14 protein-coding genes are annotated in these 15,546 nt (G+C 60.1%); 1 reads left to right on the top strand and 13 read right to left on the bottom strand.

Going from position 1 to position 15,546, the window contains the following annotated elements:
- Positions 1-8: 8 nt before the first annotated feature.
- From WH299_RS05830 to WH299_RS05780, 11 genes are all read right to left on the bottom strand, one after another.
- On the bottom strand, positions 9-347 hold the full coding sequence (locus tag WH299_RS05830) for a GlpM family protein (RefSeq protein ID WP_122724032.1): 339 nt from the start codon (positions 345-347) through the stop codon (positions 9-11).
- The gene (locus WH299_RS05825; RefSeq protein ID WP_032864516.1) at positions 347-1,696 is read right to left on the bottom strand and encodes a sigma-54-dependent transcriptional regulator; all 1,350 of its coding nucleotides are present in this window, start codon (positions 1,694-1,696) and stop codon (positions 347-349) included. Before WH299_RS05825 ends, WH299_RS05830 begins: the two co-directional genes overlap by 1 nt.
- Positions 1,693-3,594: a sensor histidine kinase gene (locus WH299_RS05820; RefSeq protein WP_339549833.1), complete on the bottom strand. Its 1,902-nt coding sequence runs from the start codon at positions 3,592-3,594 to the stop codon at positions 1,693-1,695. The genes WH299_RS05825 and WH299_RS05820 overlap by 4 nt, the downstream gene beginning before the upstream one ends.
- A 108-nt stretch (positions 3,595-3,702) precedes the next feature.
- The gene (locus WH299_RS05815) at positions 3,703-4,437 is read right to left on the bottom strand and encodes an amino acid ABC transporter ATP-binding protein (protein ID WP_003188952.1); all 735 of its coding nucleotides are present in this window, start codon (positions 4,435-4,437) and stop codon (positions 3,703-3,705) included.
- Positions 4,434-5,105 carry an amino acid ABC transporter permease gene (locus WH299_RS05810; protein ID WP_010212763.1) on the bottom strand — a complete coding sequence of 224 codons (672 nt, stop codon included), beginning with the start codon at positions 5,103-5,105 and terminating at the stop codon, positions 4,434-4,436. Before WH299_RS05810 ends, WH299_RS05815 begins: the two co-directional genes overlap by 4 nt.
- Positions 5,105-5,851 carry an amino acid ABC transporter permease gene (locus WH299_RS05805; RefSeq protein ID WP_010212762.1) on the bottom strand — a complete coding sequence of 249 codons (747 nt, stop codon included), beginning with the start codon at positions 5,849-5,851 and terminating at the stop codon, positions 5,105-5,107. The genes WH299_RS05810 and WH299_RS05805 overlap by 1 nt, the downstream gene beginning before the upstream one ends.
- A gap of 193 nt (positions 5,852-6,044) precedes the next feature.
- The gene (locus WH299_RS05800; protein WP_122724036.1) at positions 6,045-6,971 is read right to left on the bottom strand and encodes a glutamate/aspartate ABC transporter substrate-binding protein; all 927 of its coding nucleotides are present in this window, start codon (positions 6,969-6,971) and stop codon (positions 6,045-6,047) included.
- Between the two features lie 304 nt (positions 6,972-7,275).
- On the bottom strand, positions 7,276-8,814 hold the full coding sequence (glpD, locus tag WH299_RS05795; protein WP_122724038.1) for a glycerol-3-phosphate dehydrogenase: 1,539 nt from the start codon (positions 8,812-8,814) through the stop codon (positions 7,276-7,278).
- A gap of 291 nt (positions 8,815-9,105) precedes the next feature.
- On the bottom strand, positions 9,106-9,861 hold the full coding sequence (locus tag WH299_RS05790) for a DeoR/GlpR family transcriptional regulator (protein WP_017526345.1): 756 nt from the start codon (positions 9,859-9,861) through the stop codon (positions 9,106-9,108).
- Positions 9,862-9,944: 83 nt separating this feature from the next.
- Complete coding sequence (gene glpK / locus WH299_RS05785; RefSeq protein ID WP_122724040.1) at positions 9,945-11,450, bottom strand: glycerol kinase GlpK; 1,506 nt, start codon at positions 11,448-11,450, stop codon at positions 9,945-9,947.
- A 75-nt stretch (positions 11,451-11,525) separates the two neighbouring features.
- A complete protein-coding gene (locus WH299_RS05780) occupies positions 11,526-12,383 on the bottom strand; it encodes an MIP/aquaporin family protein (RefSeq protein WP_010212751.1) in 858 nt (285 codons plus the stop codon).
- A gap of 327 nt (positions 12,384-12,710) precedes the next feature.
- On the opposite strand from WH299_RS05780, the gene ybaK reads away from it, so the two are divergent.
- Positions 12,711-13,181 carry a Cys-tRNA(Pro) deacylase gene (gene ybaK, locus WH299_RS05775; protein WP_028619057.1) on the top strand — a complete coding sequence of 157 codons (471 nt, stop codon included), beginning with the start codon at positions 12,711-12,713 and terminating at the stop codon, positions 13,179-13,181.
- 7 nt (positions 13,182-13,188) lie between these two features.
- On the opposite strand, the gene WH299_RS05770 is transcribed toward ybaK, so the two are convergent.
- The gene (locus tag WH299_RS05770) at positions 13,189-14,295 is read right to left on the bottom strand and encodes an ABC transporter ATP-binding protein (protein ID WP_028619058.1); all 1,107 of its coding nucleotides are present in this window, start codon (positions 14,293-14,295) and stop codon (positions 13,189-13,191) included.
- Positions 14,292-15,212 carry an ornithine carbamoyltransferase gene (gene argF, locus WH299_RS05765; RefSeq protein WP_122724042.1) on the bottom strand — a complete coding sequence of 307 codons (921 nt, stop codon included), beginning with the start codon at positions 15,210-15,212 and terminating at the stop codon, positions 14,292-14,294. Before argF ends, WH299_RS05770 begins: the two co-directional genes overlap by 4 nt.
- Between the last annotated feature and the right edge of the window lie 334 nt (positions 15,213-15,546).

Here is a 15,546-nt window from a genome sequence, read left to right as displayed (position 1 = left end):
GTGGTGTGTCAGGTATGAAGACGCACCCATACCGTGACCAACACCGTCGCGGCCATCAACCACGCTACGGCCGCCACAGCCAACGAAGCCTCCAACCGCATCCGATCCACCATCACATACAACGTCGCCAGGTACACGAAGTACGGAATGATCGACCACATTCCGAACAGGATCGTGGTCTTCAAGTCGTCCACCGAACGGCCTTTGCCGACGATGTAGTGGGCGATCAACGCAAAGGTCGGAAACAACGGCACCAGGCCTGCGATGTAATAATTCTTGGTCTTGGCCAGCGCGGCCAGAATCAACACCACGGCCGCGCCCAGGGCGGCCTTCAATACCAGATCCATCAGTGGCTCAACCCGTATTTTTTGACTTTGTCGAACAGCGTGGTCTTGGCCATCCCCAGTTCCTGGCTGGCCTGGGTCAGGTTGCCGCCGCTGCGTTGCAAGGCATCATTGAGCAGGTTGCGCTCGAATGCTTCCACCGCTTCGGTGAAGGCCAGGCCTTGGCTGCCGCTGCTGGAGCCGCTTTTCTTGAAGGCCGGCAGGCCCAAGGCGAAGCGTTCGGCGACATTGCGCAGTTCACGCACGTTGCCCGGCCAGTCGTGGCTCATCAGGCTCGACAGGGTCTGGTTGTCCAGCTCCGGAACACTGCGGTCAAAACGCAGCGACGACTGCTGCAGGAAGTGTTCGAACAGTTGCAGGATGTCTTCGCGGCGCTCGCGCAACGGTGGCAGTTCCAGCGTCACTACGTTGAGGCGATAGTACAAGTCGCTACGGAACTGATTGGCACGGCTCAGTTCATCAAGGTCCGACTTGGTGGCGGCGATCACCCGGCAATCCACGGCCACGCTCTGGTTCGAACCCAGGCGCTCCAGAGTGCGTTCCTGCAACACCCGTAACAGTTTGATCTGCAGGTTGATCGGCATGCTTTCCACTTCATCGAGGAACAACGTGCCTTCGTGGGCGTGTTCGATCTTGCCGATGCGACGCTTGCCGGCACCGGTAAAGGCGTTGGCTTCGTGGCCGAAAATCTCGCTTTCGAACAGGTTCTCCGGCAGGCCGCCGCAGTTCAGGGCAACGAACTGGTGGGCGTGGCGCCGGCTGAAATCATGCAGGCAGCGCGCAACCAGTTCCTTGCCGGTGCCGGTCTCGCCTTCGATCAGCACGTTGGCCGAGGTGTCGGCGACATTGGCGATCAGCTCGCGCAGGTTTTGCATGGCCGGCGAACGGCCGATGATGCGGCCTTCCAGCGAATCGCGCTCGGCCAATTGGCGGCGCAGCGACCAGACTTCCCGCGCCAGCCCACGCTGTTCCAGGGCGCGGCGCGCCACGTCGACCAGGCGTTCGGGGGAGAAGGGTTTTTCCATGAAGTCATAGGCGCCGTTGCGCATGGCGCCGACAGCCATGGAGATATCGCCATGCCCGGTGATCAGCACCACCGGCAGGCTTTTATCCAGGGCCTTGAGGCGGGTGAGCAACTCCAGGCCGTCAATGCCTGGCAAGCGGATGTCGCTGATCACGATGCCGGCGAAGTTCTCGCTGATGCGCTTCAACGCCTCTTCGGCGCTGCCCACGCCGACGCTGGGAATGTCTTCCAGGGCCAGCGCCTGCTGGCAGCCGAGCAGCACATGAGGATCGTCTTCGACGATCAGCACCGTGAGTTCGTCTTTAATGGCTTTAGCGTCTGTATTCATGTCGACTCAGCTTTTTGAGCGCCCGCCAACGGCAGGCACAAGACAAAGGCCGTTCCACCACTGGCCGGGTGCTCCACGGCAAGGTTGCCGCCGGTGGCCGCCGCGAGGCTGGCGGACAGCGTCAGGCCCAGGCCCAGGCCTTGCTCGCCGGGCTTGGTGGTGAAGAACGGTTCGAACAAATGCTTGCGCGCCTCGGGGTCGATGCCGTGGCCATTGTCGCGCACGTGCAGGCGGTATTTGCCCTCGCTGCTGCTGCCGTCCAGCCACAGTTCGGGAGCCGGTTGGGCTTGCATGGCGTCGAGGGCATTGCCGATCAGGTTGACGAGGATCTGCTCCAGGCGCGTCTGATCGATTTGCAATTGGGCGTGGGAAAAGTCGCGGTGCAGGGTCAGTGGCAGGCTGTCCATGCGTGCGCCGAGAACCTGGAAAGCCGCGTCGACCGCTTTGGCCAGGCTGGCTTCGCCCTGATCGTCGCCGCGCCGGGCGAAGGAACGCAGGCTGGCGGTGATGCGGCCCATGCGGTCGATCAGTTCGTTGATGGTCTTGAGGTTGGCGCTGGCGGTGTCCAGGGCACCGCGCTCAAGGAAGCGCACGGTATTGCCGGACAAGGTGCGCAGCGCTGCCAGTGGTTGGTTCAATTCATGGGCAATGCTGGTGGACATCTGGCCGATAGCGGCCAGTTTGCCGGCCTGCACCAGCTCATCCTGGGCGCGACGCAGCGTTTCTTCGGCCTGGCGTCGTTCACGGATCTGGCCCTTGAGCCGTTCGTTGCTGGCGCGCAGGTCGGCGGTGCGTTCGGCAATTCGCCGTTCCAACTGGCTGTTGGCTTCTTGCAAGGCTTCACGGGCGGCGAGGCGGGTGGCGATGACCTTGCGCCGCTCATTCCAGGCGATCAGCAAAAATGCGACCAAGCCAAACGCAACGGCCACCAGAATGCCCTGGTTGATCGCGGCGCGGCGCAGGTCGTTGAGCGGCGTGAGCAGGGTAAAATTCCACGGTGTGTCATTCAGCGGGCGGGTTTGCGCCAGGTAGCTGACTTCGTGCTCGTCGTTGACCACTTCACTGTTGGCCGGGAAGGTCAGTTTCTCGGTGCCTTCGTTGAGACGCTCGCGGGCCAGGGGTTCCAGCTCGTTCAACGTCGCCCAGTAATATTGCAGGCTGTGGGCCAGGCGGTCCTTGGTGTCATCGCTCAGCGGGCGCACGGCCTTGAGGCGGCGGGCCGGGTCGCTGGAAAGGATGATGATGCCGTTCTCGTCGCTCACAAAGGCTTCGAGGCGTGCACGCTGCCAGCGCTCTTCGAGGGCTTCGAGGCGCACTTTGACTACGGCGACGCCGATGATCTTGCCGTGCTCTTCCAGGCCGTGTGCCAGGTAGTAGCCGGGTTCGCCATTGGTGCTGCCGATGCCGTAGAAACGGCCAGGCTGGCCACGCACGGCGTTCTGGAAATAAGCACGGAAGGACAGGTCTTCACCCTGGTAACTGTCAGCATCGCGCCAGTTACTGGTGGCCAGCACGCGGCCAGTGGTGTCCATCACGTAGATGGCCCGACTGCGACTGCGTCGGTTCAGGCCTTCGAGGTAATCGTTGACGGTCTTGCGGGTTTCCTGGTTCGGGTCGGCCAGCAGCGTGGAGACGCTGGACTCCAGTTCCAGCAGGCTGGGCAGGTAGGTGTATTTGCTCAGTTCACTTTCGACGGTGCGGGCATGCAGCTCCAGCTGGCGTTCGCCGGTGTCGCTGAGGGTGCGGATGCCATAGTACTCACTGATCCAGAAGCCGATATAACCCAGGCCGATCATCAGGGCGATGATCAACGGCGGCAGGAACAGTTGGCGGATCAGACGTGGTTTCACGGCAAGTGATGGCGGTGCGGCGCGAAATTGGTTGGGGTCGCATTTCATCACAGATGCCTTGGGTCAACCAGAGCTGCCAGCCTGTGCGGTCCAATGTGGGAGGGGGCAAGCCCCTGCCACATTGGCCCGGTTTCCACAGTTGGCGCTATGTAGTGCTTAGTGCTGCAGGATTTTCTCAAGGAAGTGCTGCGCGCGTTCGGAGCGGGCGCTGATGTCGCCGAAGAATTCTTCTTTCGGGCAGTCTTCGATGATCTTGCCGGCGTCCATGAAGATCACGCGGTCGGCCACTTTGCGGGCGAAGCCCATTTCGTGGGTCACGCACATCATGGTCATGCCTTCGTGGGCCAGTTGCACCATCACGTCGAGTACTTCGTTGACCATTTCCGGGTCGAGGGCCGAGGTTGGTTCATCGAACAGCATGACGATCGGGTCCATGGCCAGGGCGCGGGCAATCGCCACGCGTTGTTGCTGACCGCCGGAGAGTTGGCCAGGGTGCTTGTGGGCGTGTGCCGACAGGCCGACGCGGTCGAGCAGTTGCAGGCCTTTCTTGGTGGCTTCTTCCTTGCTGCGGCCGAGCACCTTGATCTGCGCGATGGTCAGGTTCTCGGTGATGGTCAGGTGCGGGAACAGCTCGAAGTGCTGGAACACCATGCCCACGCGCGAACGCAGTTTCGGCAGGTTGGTCTTCGGGTCGGCGATGGAGGTGCCGTCGACCACGATGTCGCCCTTCTGGAACGGCTCCAGCGCGTTGACGCACTTGATCAGGGTGGATTTGCCCGAACCGGACGGCCCGCACACCACGATCACTTCGCCTTTTTTAACCTCAGTGCTGCAATCGGTCAGCACCTGGAAGTCGCCATACCACTTGTTGATGTTCTTGATAGAGATCATACGGCAAACCTTTTTTGCAGACGCTTGACCAGCAGCGAGGCGGAAAAGCTGATGATGAAGTAGACGACACCGGCAAAGATCAGGAACTCGTTGGAGCGGCCGATGATGTCGCCGTTGGAGCGGGCGGAGTTGAGGAAGTCCACCAGGCCCACGGTGTAGACCAGCGAGGTATCCTGGAACAGGATGATCGACTGTTGCAGCAGCAACGGGGTCATCTTGCGGAACGCCTGGGGCAGGATGATCAGGCGCATGGTCTGGCCATAGGTCATGCCCATTGCCTGTGCCGCCGCCATCTGGCCTTTGGGGATCGACTGCACGCCGGCCCGCACGATTTCGCAGAAGTACGCGGCTTCGAACATCATGAAGGCCACGACGCACGAGGTGAACGCACCGATCGGCGTGTCTTCGCCGGTGATCCAGCGCAACACGAACGGTACCGCCAGGTAGAACCAGGTGATTACCAGCAACAGCGGTATCGAGCGGAAGTAGTTCACATAAGCGCCGGCAACGCGCGACAGCAGTTTGCTGGACGACAGGCGCATCAGCGCCAGGACCGTACCCAGCGCAATGCCGCCGACCACGCCCATGACCATCAACTGCAAGGTCATGACCATGCCGTTCCACAGGCCTGGGATAGCGGGGATGATGCCGCTGAAATCGAAGTCCATTATTTACCCCCCACGGAGATCAGGCCGGGCACTGCGACTTTCTTCTCGACCAGGCGCATAAGCAGCATCAGGCTCATGTTCAGGGTGAAGTAGATCAACGTGGCCAGGGTGAAGGCTTCAAACAGGTTGGCCGAGAACTCGGCGGTCTGTTTGGTTTGCGCCAGCAGTTCCATCAGGCCGATCAAGGACGCCACGGAGGAGTTCTTGAAGACGTTGAGGAATTCCGAGGTGAGCGGCGGAATGATGATCCGGTAGGCCTGTGGCAGCAGCACGTTCCAGTAGATCTGTGGCAGCTTGAAGCCCATGGCGCGCGCGGCGGATTCCTGGCCGCGTGGCAGCGCCTGGATGCCAGTACGCACTTGCTCACACACACGGGCGGCGGTGAACAGGCCCAGGCACACGACAACGCTCAGGTAGGCCGAGGTGGTCGGGTTGAGGTCTTGTTTGTACCAGTCCTGCAGGTTCTGCGGCAGCATGTCAGGTACCAGGAAGTACCAGATGAACAGCTGAACCAGCAGCGGCACGTTACGAAACAGTTCCACGTAGCAGGTCGCGATGCCCGATACGATGCGGTTTGGCACGGTGCGCATGACGCCCAGAATGGACCCCAGCAGCAAGGCGATAATCCATGCCACGACAGCGATGGCGATGGTCCAGCCCAAGCCGGCGATGTACCAGTCGAGATAAGTCTCGCTGCCCACGCCAGTGGACTTGAAGAACACGCCCCAGTCCCAGTTGTAATTCATTAGGGTCTCCCCTCGAAGTCGATCGATGTACAAGCACCCGCTTGGGGAAGATCCTTTCCCGCCTGACGGAGAACGCCAGGCACACGCGATCGGCTCGAAAACCGCCAGGTCGAGTGTTCCAAAATAAAGCCAGCAGGTAGTAACAGACGCCTGAGGGAGGGTGGCTCCCTCAGGAGATAAGCTTAGTCAGGTATCAGATTTTTACGTCAGGCGCTGGCTTGTCGCTTGGGTTGGCGATCAGCTCCTTCACCTTGTCGCTCATCGGGAAGTTCAGGTTCAGGCCTTTTGGTGGGATCGGGCTCTCGAACCACTTGCTGTAGATCTTGTTGATTTCGCCTGATTTGTACAGGGCAACGATGGCGTCATCGACCGCTTTCTTGAAGGCTGGGTCGTCTTTACGCACCATGCACGCGTAGGCTTCGAAGGATTGCGGAGTACCAGTGATGACCCAGTCGCCCGGCTTCTTGGCCTTGGCTTCTTCACCGGCCAGCAGGGCGTCGTCCATCATGAAGGCAACGGCGCGGCCGCTTTCCAGCATCTGGAAGGATTCGCCGTGGTCTTTGGCGGAGATGACGTTCATGCCCATTTGCTTGTCGGCGTTCATCGCTTTGATGATGCGCTCGGACGTGGTGCCAGCGGTGGTCACGACGTTCTTGCCTTTCAGGTCAGCGAAGTCGGCGTAGCTCGGCTTGCCATCCTTGTCTTTCTTGACCAGCAGACGGGTGCCGATTTCGAAGATGTTGACGGTGAAATCAACTTGCTGGGCGCGTTCGGCGTTGTTGGTGGTGGAACCGCACTCGAGGTCCGCAGTGCCGTTCTGGATCAGCGGAATACGGGTTTGCGAAGTCACCAGGTTGTACTTGGCCTTCAGATCGGGTTTGTTCAGGTCTTTTTTCAGTTGTTCGACGACGGCCAACTGAATGTCGTGGGAGTAGCCCACGGGTTTGCCCGAACCATCCGCGATGTAGGAAAAGGGAATGGAGCTGTCGCGGTGAGCGAGAGTGATGGTGCCGGATTCGTTGATCTTCTTCAGCGTGCCGGTGAGTTCGGCGGCGAAAACTGGAGTGCTGATCAGAGCAGCAGCGATAGCTGCGCCCAGAATATGGGGAACGATGCGCATCAATACTTCCTCGACATTTGTTTTTTTTATGAAGCCGGCTAAACGGCTCTCTTGTACAGCGAATGCCCATGACGGCTCCTGAGGCGTCCCAGGCAATCGTCCAAGAGTGTAGAGCATGAGTCGTGCCAGGCTCGATATAAAAGGTTAACTGCTTGTTTTGTAAGAAAATTAACTTTATATGACGACGTTCTTTCAAGCCTTGGATCCGGCAAACCGAATTGATGGCACTGTGGCGTTCGGAAAACCGAATGCGAAAAAAAGCCCCCGAGCCGTTCGGCGCAGGGGCTTTTATAGTACTGGTCCGTCAGGCGGCTTCGATCTTGCTGCGGTTCTGCTCAACGGTGGACAGGTAACGCTGCACGTTGGCCTGTTCTTCCGGAGTAGTGAACAGACCCAGCTTGGTGCGACGCCACAGCACGTCCTGAGGTTGCGTCGCCCATTCCTCGGCGCACAGATAATCAACCTCGCGGGTATACAGGCCGCCGCCCAGGTGCTCACCCAGGTCCGCCAGCGACTGCACGCCTTCCAGCAGGCGCCAGGTACGGCTGCCGTAGGTGGTGGACCAGCGGCGTGCGATTTCAGTCGGCACCCAGTCGAACTTGCTGCGGATGGCCTCGGCCAGGGCTTGCGGCGTGGTCATGTCTTCGCCGCCCGGCAGGCTGGCCTTGGCGGTCCAGCTTGGGCGCATCTGAGTGAAATACGGCGCCAGTTGTGCCATCGCCGATTCAGCGAGCTTGCGATACGTGGTCAGCTTGCCGCCGAACACCGACAGGATCGGCGCCTCGCCCGTGCCGCCGGACAATGCCAGGGTGTAGTCGCGGGTGATGGCCGACGGGTTGTCCGATTCGTCATTGCACAGCGGACGCACGCCGGAGTAGGTGTGGACGATGTCGTCGCGGCTCAGCTGCTTCTTGAAGTGAGCGTTGACCACTTTCAGCATGTAGTCCGTTTCACCTTCGGTGATCGCAACTGCAGCCGGATCACCGGTGTATTCACGGTCGGTGGTGCCGATGATAGTCAGGTGGTTCAGGTACGGGATGGTGAAGACGATGCGCTGGTCTTCGTTCTGCAGGATGTGCGCGTGAGCGCCTTCGTACAGTTTCGGCACGATCAGGTGGCTGCCCTGGATCAGGCGGATGCCGTAAGGCGAATCCAGCTTCAGGTCGTCCTTGATGAACTTGGCGACCCATGGGCCGGCGGCGTTCACCAGTGCGCGAGCACGGATCGAGAACAGGCTGCCATCGGCGCGTTCCATGTTCATTTCCCACATGCCGTTGCTGCGGTGGGCGCTGATGCAACGGGTCTGCGTGTGGATGTGCGCGCCTTTTTCGCGGGCGGCCATGGCGTTCAGCACGACGAGACGGGCGTCATCCACCCAGCAGTCGGAATATTCGAAGCCTTTGGTGATTTCGCTTTTCAGCGGGCTGTCGGGGCCGAACTTGAGGCTTTTCGAACCGGCGAGCTTTTCGCGCTTGCCCAGGTTGTCATACAGGAACAGGCCGGCGCGGATCATCCACGCAGGGCGCAGGTGCGGACGGTGGGGCAATACGAAGCGCATTTGCTTGACGATATGCGGGGCCTTGGCCAGCAATACTTCACGCTCGGCCAGGGCTTCGCGCACCAGGCGGAATTCGTAATGTTCGAGGTAGCGCAGGCCGCCGTGGATCAGCTTGCTGCTGGCGGACGAGGTGTGGCTGGCCAGGTCGTCCTTTTCGCAAAGGAATACCGACAAACCGCGACCGGCTGCGTCTGCTGCAATGCCGACGCCATTGATCCCGCCACCGATCACGGCAACATCATAGACTTCGGCAAGCGGTGGAGCAGGCAAGGTGGAAGGGTTCATCGGCTGGCCTCGCGATTTTTTCGTCTTGGAATTCGAACATTAATGTTCATTTGCGAAAATGGTAGCTGATAAACGCGCGCACAGCCACCCGACTTCGATTGAAAAAACTCATCGAAGGGCGGGGAAAGGAAAATTTGCGAACAATTGCAGGTAATTGGAGTGCCTGTTCGATCGCTATCGCGGGCAAGCCCGGCTCCCACATTCGATCGCATTCCTATGTTGGAACTCGGTCAACTGTGGGAGCGGGCTTGCCCGCGAAGGCGGCGTACAGGCGGCTGAGATGTCGAAGCCTTAGACGACTTCCAGCCGAACCTTGTGCTCATTGAGCAACTGCACCAACGCCGGCACTGGCTGCTGGTCGGTCACCAGGCAGTCCACCAAACTGATCGGCCCCAGGCGAATCATGGCGTTGCGCCCGAATTTGCTGGAGTCCGCCGCCAGGATCACTTGGCGTGCATTGGCGATGATCGCCTGGGAAACCCGTACTTCCTGATAGTCAAAGTCCAACAAGCTGCCGTCTTCATCGATACCGCTGATACCCACAAGTGCAAAGTCGACCTTGAACTGGTTGATGAAGTCGACACTCGCCTGGCCCACCACACCACCGTCACGCCGCACGTTACCGCCGGTCAGCAGCACATCAAAGTCGTCCTTGGCACTGAGCATGGTGGCGACGTTGAGGTTGTTGGTGATGATTTTCAGGTGATTGTGGTTGAGCAACGCACGGGCGATGGATTCGGTGGTGGTGCCGATATTGATGAACAGCGAGGCGTGATCGGGGATCTGCGCAGCGATGGCTTCGCCAATGCGCTGTTTCTCGTCGCGCATCTGGTCGGCGCGCATGGCGTAGGCGGTGTTCTCGACACTGGAGTCATAGGCCGCGCCGCCGTGGTAGCGGCGCAGCAGATTGGCGTCCGCCAGCTGGTTGATATCGCGGCGGATGGTTTGCGGGGTAACAACGAACAGCTGCGCCATTTCCTCGATGCTGACATAACCGCGTTCGCGGACCAGCTCGAGGATTTGTTGTTGGCGGGGAGGCAGATTCATGGGGCGTCCTTTGGGCTGCCATACAAAAGTGGCCCATGATGACGCAGGAATCCGCTCCCTGCCAGTTACAACCGGACGTTGGCTTATTCGGCGCCTTCGTGGGGCTCCCAGTCACGGGTGCGGCTGACCGCTTTTTGCCAGCCGGCGTAGAGCTTCTCTTTGGCCGCTTCGTCCAGTTGTGGTTCGAATTCGCGCTCGATCACCGCCTTGCCGCGCAATTCGTCCAGGCTGCCCCAGAAGCCGCACGCCAGGCCGGCCAGGTAGGCGGCGCCGAGTGCAGTGGTTTCACGCATTTGCGGGCGCTCGACCTGGGTGCCGAGGATGTCGGCCTGGAATTGCATCAGGAAGTTGTTGGCCACGGCGCCGCCGTCCACACGCAGGGCTTTGAGGCGTTCGCCGGAGTCCTGTTGCATGGCGTCGAGCACGTCACGGGTCTGGTAGGCAATCGACTCCAGGGCTGCACGAATAATGTGATCCACGCGTACGCCACGGGTCAGGCCGAACAGTGCGCCACGGGCGTACGGGTCCCAGTACGGGGCGCCCAGGCCGGTGAAGGCCGGCACCAGGTACACGCCGTTGCTGTCCTTGACCTTGCCGGCAAAGTATTCGGTGTCGTGGGCGTCGTTGATGATTTTCAGCTCATCACGCAGCCATTGCACGGTGGAACCACCGTTGAACACGGCGCCTTCCAACGCGTAGGCCACTTCGCCACGCGGGCCACAAGCGATGGTGGTGAGCATGCCGTGCTTGGATTTCACGGCTTTGTCGCCGGTGTTCATCAGTAGGAAGCAGCCGGTGCCGTAGGTGTTCTTGGCTTGGCCGGCTTCGACGCACATCTGGCCGAACAGGGCAGCTTGCTGGTCACCGGCGATACCGCCGATGGCGATGCCGCTCTTGGTGCGGCCGTAGATTTCAGACGACGACTTAACTTCCGGCAACATCTCGCGTGGGATGTCGAGGATCTCCAGCATCTTCGCATCCCACTCCAGGGTGTGGATGTTGAAGAGCATGGTACGCGAGGCGTTGGTGTAGTCGGTGACGTGGGTCTTGCCGCCGGTAAATTTCCAGATCAGCCAGCTATCGACGGTGCCGAACAGCAGTTCGCCATTGCGCGCACGCTCGCGGCTGCCTTCGACGTTGTCGAGGATCCACTTGAGCTTGGTGCCGGAGAAGTAAGGGTCGGTAACCAGGCCGGTGGTGTCGCTGATGTACTGCTCGTGGCCGTCGCGCTTGAGTTGCTGGCAGATTTCGGTGCTGCGGCGGCACTGCCAGACGATGGCGTTGTAGATCGGGCGGCCGGTGACTTTGTCCCACACCACGGTGGTTTCACGCTGGTTGGTGATACCAATGGCGGCGACCTGGTCATGGTGCAGGCCGGCCTGGGCCAGGGCTTCGACCATCACCGCGCTTTGGGTGGCGAAGATTTCCATCGGGTCATGTTCGACCCAGCCCGCTTGTGGGTAGTGCTGGGCGAACTCACGTTGGGCGGTGCAGACCACGTTGGCGTCACGATCGAAGATGATCGCCCGGGAACTGGTGGTGCCTTGGTCAAGGGCAATGATGTAGTTCTTATTCTGAATATCGGTCATGTCGAATGCCTTGGGAAATAAGAAAATCGGTAATCAGCCTGGGCTACAAAAGGGCAGGTGCCCAGGCTGGCGCTATCAGGAAATACGGGTCTTGCCGTTGACAGCCGTGTCAGGTGTTTCTTCATCTATAGCAGGTGCGGCGCTTGGCAGATGACGGGCAATCAGCCCGCGATAGGCAGCAGCACCGAGGCAGGCGCCGACGATCGGCGCGAAAATCGGCACCAGGAAGTAAGGAATATCACGGCCACCAGTGAAGGCCATTTCACCCCAGCCTGCGAAAAAGGTCATCAGCTTGGGCCCGAAATCCCGTGCCGGGTTCATCGCAAAGCCGGTCAACGGGCCCATGGCGCTGCCAATCACCGCGATCAGCAGGCCGATCAGCAGCGGGGCCAGCGGGCCGCGTGGCAAGCCGTTGTTGTCATCGGTGAGGGCCATGATCACGCCCATCAGGATTGCTGTAATGACCATTTCCACCAGGAACGCCTGAGCGGTGCTCAACAGCGCATGGGGGTAGGTGGAGAACACCGACGCCAATTCCAGGCTGGCCTGGGAACCGCGCACCATGTGGTGGGTTTGTTCGTAATCGAAAAACAGGTTGCTGTAGAGCGTGTACACCAGGGCCGCCGAACAAAAGGCGCCGGCGATCTGGGCGAGGATGTAGAAGGGCAGTTTGCGCTTGTCGAAGTCAGCGAAGATACACAGGGCAATACTGACGGCGGGGTTGAGGTGGGCCCCGGATATCCCCGCGCTCAGGTAGATCGCCATGCTGACGCCGACCCCCCAGATGATACTGATCTCCCACAAGCCAAAGCTGGCACCCGCGACCTTGAGCGCAGCGACACATCCTGTACCGAAGAAGATCAGAAGCGCAGTCCCCAGGAATTCGGCCATGCATTGGCTCGAAAGTGAAGGCTGTTGAAGAGCAGTTGTCATGGAAAACCTCAGTTGTTGTTCTTGTCTGGCGCACAACCTCAACGGATTGTTGCGCGATTTTCACCGTGGCAAGGATCCCCATCCCGGTCGCGGCTTACTGCTTCAATACTGCGGGTCTATTCCTACAGTATTCGGAAACGAAAAAATATAGACAAGAATGACGGCTGTCAAAGGTCGAAAGTGAACTGTCAGTCACTTTCAAACTATTGGTCTGGTGAATGATCACGCTTGTCACAATGCGCGCGCACCTTAAGAGTGGGCGGGCTAGAGCGTTTTGTGTGGGCTTGGCCTAGAATTGGCCATCTGTTTGCCACGCCCGGAGACGTCATGACCCCCGCATTGGACCTGTTGAAAAAAGTTCGCGCCGAACATCGTATCCACAGTTATGAACACGACCCCAAGGCGGCGTCCTATGGGCTGGAGGCCGCGGAAAAATTGGGCCTCGACCCGGCGCAGGTGTTCAAGACCTTGTTGGCGAGCAGTGAGAAGGGCGAATTGTTGGTGGCGGTGGTGCCGGTCGTCGGAAGTCTGGACCTGAAGGCCCTGGCTCACGCGGCAGGCGTCAAGAAAGTCGAAATGGCCGACCCGGCAGCGGCGCAGCGTTCAACCGGTTACCTGTTGGGCGGCATCAGCCCGTTGGGGCAAAAGAAACGCCTGCGCACGTTTATTGATGCAACGGCGCAACCCTTTGCAACGATTTTTGTAAGTGCGGGGAGAAGGGGCTTGGAAGTTGAATTGCCAGCGGCTGTGCTGGCTGAACATACCCAGGCCAAATTCGCAGAAATTGGCCGGGCATGATCGGACGTTATACCGGGCTGTAGCGTCTCACGCCGGATTCGACTTGAGGGATCTGCGCGGCGGTACTGCCTGAGGCCTGGAACAGCACCAGGTGTTCGGCGGCCACACGGATCCCCACATCCGCGCCGACCTGATGGTCGGCATGGCTCGGGAAAATCGACTCCAATTGCGCGCCGGTCGGCAGTTGCAGGCGGTACAAGGTCGATGCGCCGAGAAAGGTCTTGCCGACGATCCGCGCTTTCAACGCGCTGTCCGGTGCGTAGACGATGTCATCCGGGCGCAGCAACACGTCCACCGCACCGCCGGTAGGCCAGGTGTAGGCGCGGTTGCCGCGCAATTCACCCAGTTCGGTACTGACCGATTCCGGCGAACTCAATTGGCCACGGATGAAGTAACCCTGGCCGATAAAGCTGGCGACATAGGGCGTCTGCGGTTCGTGATAGAGGTTGTAGGGTGTGTCCCACTGCTCCAGACGACCCTCCTTGAAAACCCCGACCTGGTCGCTGACTGCAAAGGCTTCTTCCTGGTCATGGGTCACCAGGATCGCACTGGTGCCGCGTGCCTTGAGGATGTCACGCACCTCATGGCTGAGCTTGCGGCGCAGCTCGCCGTCCAGGTTGGAGAAGGGTTCATCCAGCAACAACAGGGCCGGCTCCGGCGCCAACGCGCGGGCGAGCGCGACGCGTTGTTGCTGGCCGCCGGAAAGCTCGTGGGGAAAGCGCTTGCCCAGGTTCTTCAGGTTGACCAGCTCCAGCAACTCAGCCACCACGCGGTCTTTCTGCGGATGCTTGCGAATACCGAAGGCAATGTTGTCGGCCACGCTCAAATGAGGAAACAGTGCGTAGTCCTGGAACACCATCCCGATACGACGTTTCTCTGGTGCCAGTGTGAAACCGGCACTGGAGATCACTTCGCCCGCCAGGCTGATCTCGCCGTCGTGCACCGGCTCAAACCCGGCAATCGCACGTAACGTGGTGGTCTTGCCGCAACCCGAGGAGCCCAGCAGGCAGCCGATGTCGCCGGCGTTGAGGTGCAGGTTGAGGTTCTGTACCACCCGTTGATCTTGATAGCCGCATGCCAGGTTGCGCAGGTTCAGCAGTAATGAATGGCTCATGCGTGGTGGTACGACGGCGGGACGAGGAATTCGAGCAGGGCTTTTTGCGCATGCAGGCGGTTTTCAGCCTGGTCCCAGGCGACCGAGCGTGGGTCGTCGAGCAGGTCGGTGCTGATCTCTTCGCCACGGTGGGCCGGCAGGCAATGCATGAACAGCACGTCTGGCGCGGCCAGGTCGAGCAGGGCGCGGGTCACTTGGTACGGGGCAAACAGGGCCAGGCGCTTGGCGGTTTCCTCTTCCTGGCCCATGGAGGTCCAGACGTCGGTGCTCACCAGGTGCGCGCCGATCACCGCATCACGCGGGTCGCGCACCAGGGTCACGCGGTCGCCGGCCTGGGCCAGAAAGCGCGCGTCAGGCTCGTAGCCTTCCGGGCAGGCAACGCGCAGTTGGAAGTCGAACTGGATCGCCGCTTCTATATAGCTGTTGCACATGTTGTTGCCGTCGCCGATCCAGGCCACGGTCTTGCCCTGGATCGAGCCGCGGTGCTCAAGGAAGGTCTGCATGTCGGCCAGCAACTGGCACGGGTGCAGGTCGTCGGACAGGCCGTTGATCACCGGCACGCGGGAGTTCGCGGAAAATTCGGTCACGGTGCTGTGGGCAAAGGTACGGATCATCACGGCGTCGAGCATGCTCGACATCACCTTTGCACTGTCGGCGATCGGCTCGCCACGCCCCAGTTGGGTGTCACGCGAGGACAAGAAGATGGCTTGGCCACCCAATTGGATCATGCCGGCTTCGAATGACACGCGGGTGCGGGTCGACGACTTCTCGAAGATCATGCCGAGCACGCGGTTTTTCAAAGGCTCGAACAGTACGCCGCGGTTACGCAGGTCTTTAAGCTCAATGCCTCGACGGATCACGCTGACCAGCTCTTCGGGCGTGCAATCCATCAGGGAGAGAAAGTGCCTTGCGCTCATCATTAACTACCTTTTTGCAACAGACCGCAGATACTCAAAGCCTTGTTTATTGTGACAACGGGCGAGACCTGCGGCGAAAGCCGCACGGGGCGACGAAATAGGGGAAGGCGCGATCTTATAATTAAATGTCGCGTCTTACCAATAGGGCTACGGTTTTTAAGGGTGTTCAAGCAGGGCGCCGGGGCGCTTTTGAAGACTATTTCCAGACAGCAGCGAGCCATTTGTACACTGGCGCCGAGACCTTTTGCAACGTGCGGGGGCGGGCGCAGGCCAGGCTGCGTCGGTTTCAGAGGCGGTATGACGTGTTTTGAAACATTTGCTCACGCTTGTCCAT

This window comes from Pseudomonas sp. MYb541, from assembly GCF_037479595.1.
Lineage (GTDB): Bacteria > Pseudomonadota > Gammaproteobacteria > Pseudomonadales > Pseudomonadaceae > Aquipseudomonas > Aquipseudomonas canadensis.
Note: the sequence above shows the minus strand (reverse complement) of the source record. Positions and strands in the feature narration are given on the sequence as shown.

Coding starts and splice junctions, on each gene's coding strand:
- WH299_RS05830 (WP_122724032.1), bottom strand. CDS start 347: ATGGATCTGGTATTGAAGGCCGCCCTGGGCGCGGCCGTGGTGTTGATT.
- WH299_RS05825 (WP_032864516.1), bottom strand. CDS start 1,696: ATGAATACAGACGCTAAAGCCATTAAAGACGAACTCACGGTGCTGATC.
- WH299_RS05820 (WP_339549833.1), bottom strand. CDS start 3,594: ATGAAATGCGACCCCAACCAATTTCGCGCCGCACCGCCATCACTTGCC.
- WH299_RS05815 (WP_003188952.1), bottom strand. CDS start 4,437: ATGATCTCTATCAAGAACATCAACAAGTGGTATGGCGACTTCCAGGTG.
- WH299_RS05810 (WP_010212763.1), bottom strand. CDS start 5,105: ATGGACTTCGATTTCAGCGGCATCATCCCCGCTATCCCAGGCCTGTGG.
- WH299_RS05805 (WP_010212762.1), bottom strand. CDS start 5,851: ATGAATTACAACTGGGACTGGGGCGTGTTCTTCAAGTCCACTGGCGTG.
- WH299_RS05800 (WP_122724036.1), bottom strand. CDS start 6,971: ATGCGCATCGTTCCCCATATTCTGGGCGCAGCTATCGCTGCTGCTCTG.
- glpD (WP_122724038.1), bottom strand. CDS start 8,814: ATGAACCCTTCCACCTTGCCTGCTCCACCGCTTGCCGAAGTCTATGAT.
- WH299_RS05790 (WP_017526345.1), bottom strand. CDS start 9,861: ATGAATCTGCCTCCCCGCCAACAACAAATCCTCGAGCTGGTCCGCGAA.
- glpK (WP_122724040.1), bottom strand. CDS start 11,450: ATGACCGATATTCAGAATAAGAACTACATCATTGCCCTTGACCAAGGC.
- WH299_RS05780 (WP_010212751.1), bottom strand. CDS start 12,383: ATGACAACTGCTCTTCAACAGCCTTCACTTTCGAGCCAATGCATGGCC.
- ybaK (WP_028619057.1), top strand. CDS start 12,711: ATGACCCCCGCATTGGACCTGTTGAAAAAAGTTCGCGCCGAACATCGT.
- WH299_RS05770 (WP_028619058.1), bottom strand. CDS start 14,295: ATGAGCCATTCATTACTGCTGAACCTGCGCAACCTGGCATGCGGCTAT.
- argF (WP_122724042.1), bottom strand. CDS start 15,212: ATGAGCGCAAGGCACTTTCTCTCCCTGATGGATTGCACGCCCGAAGAG.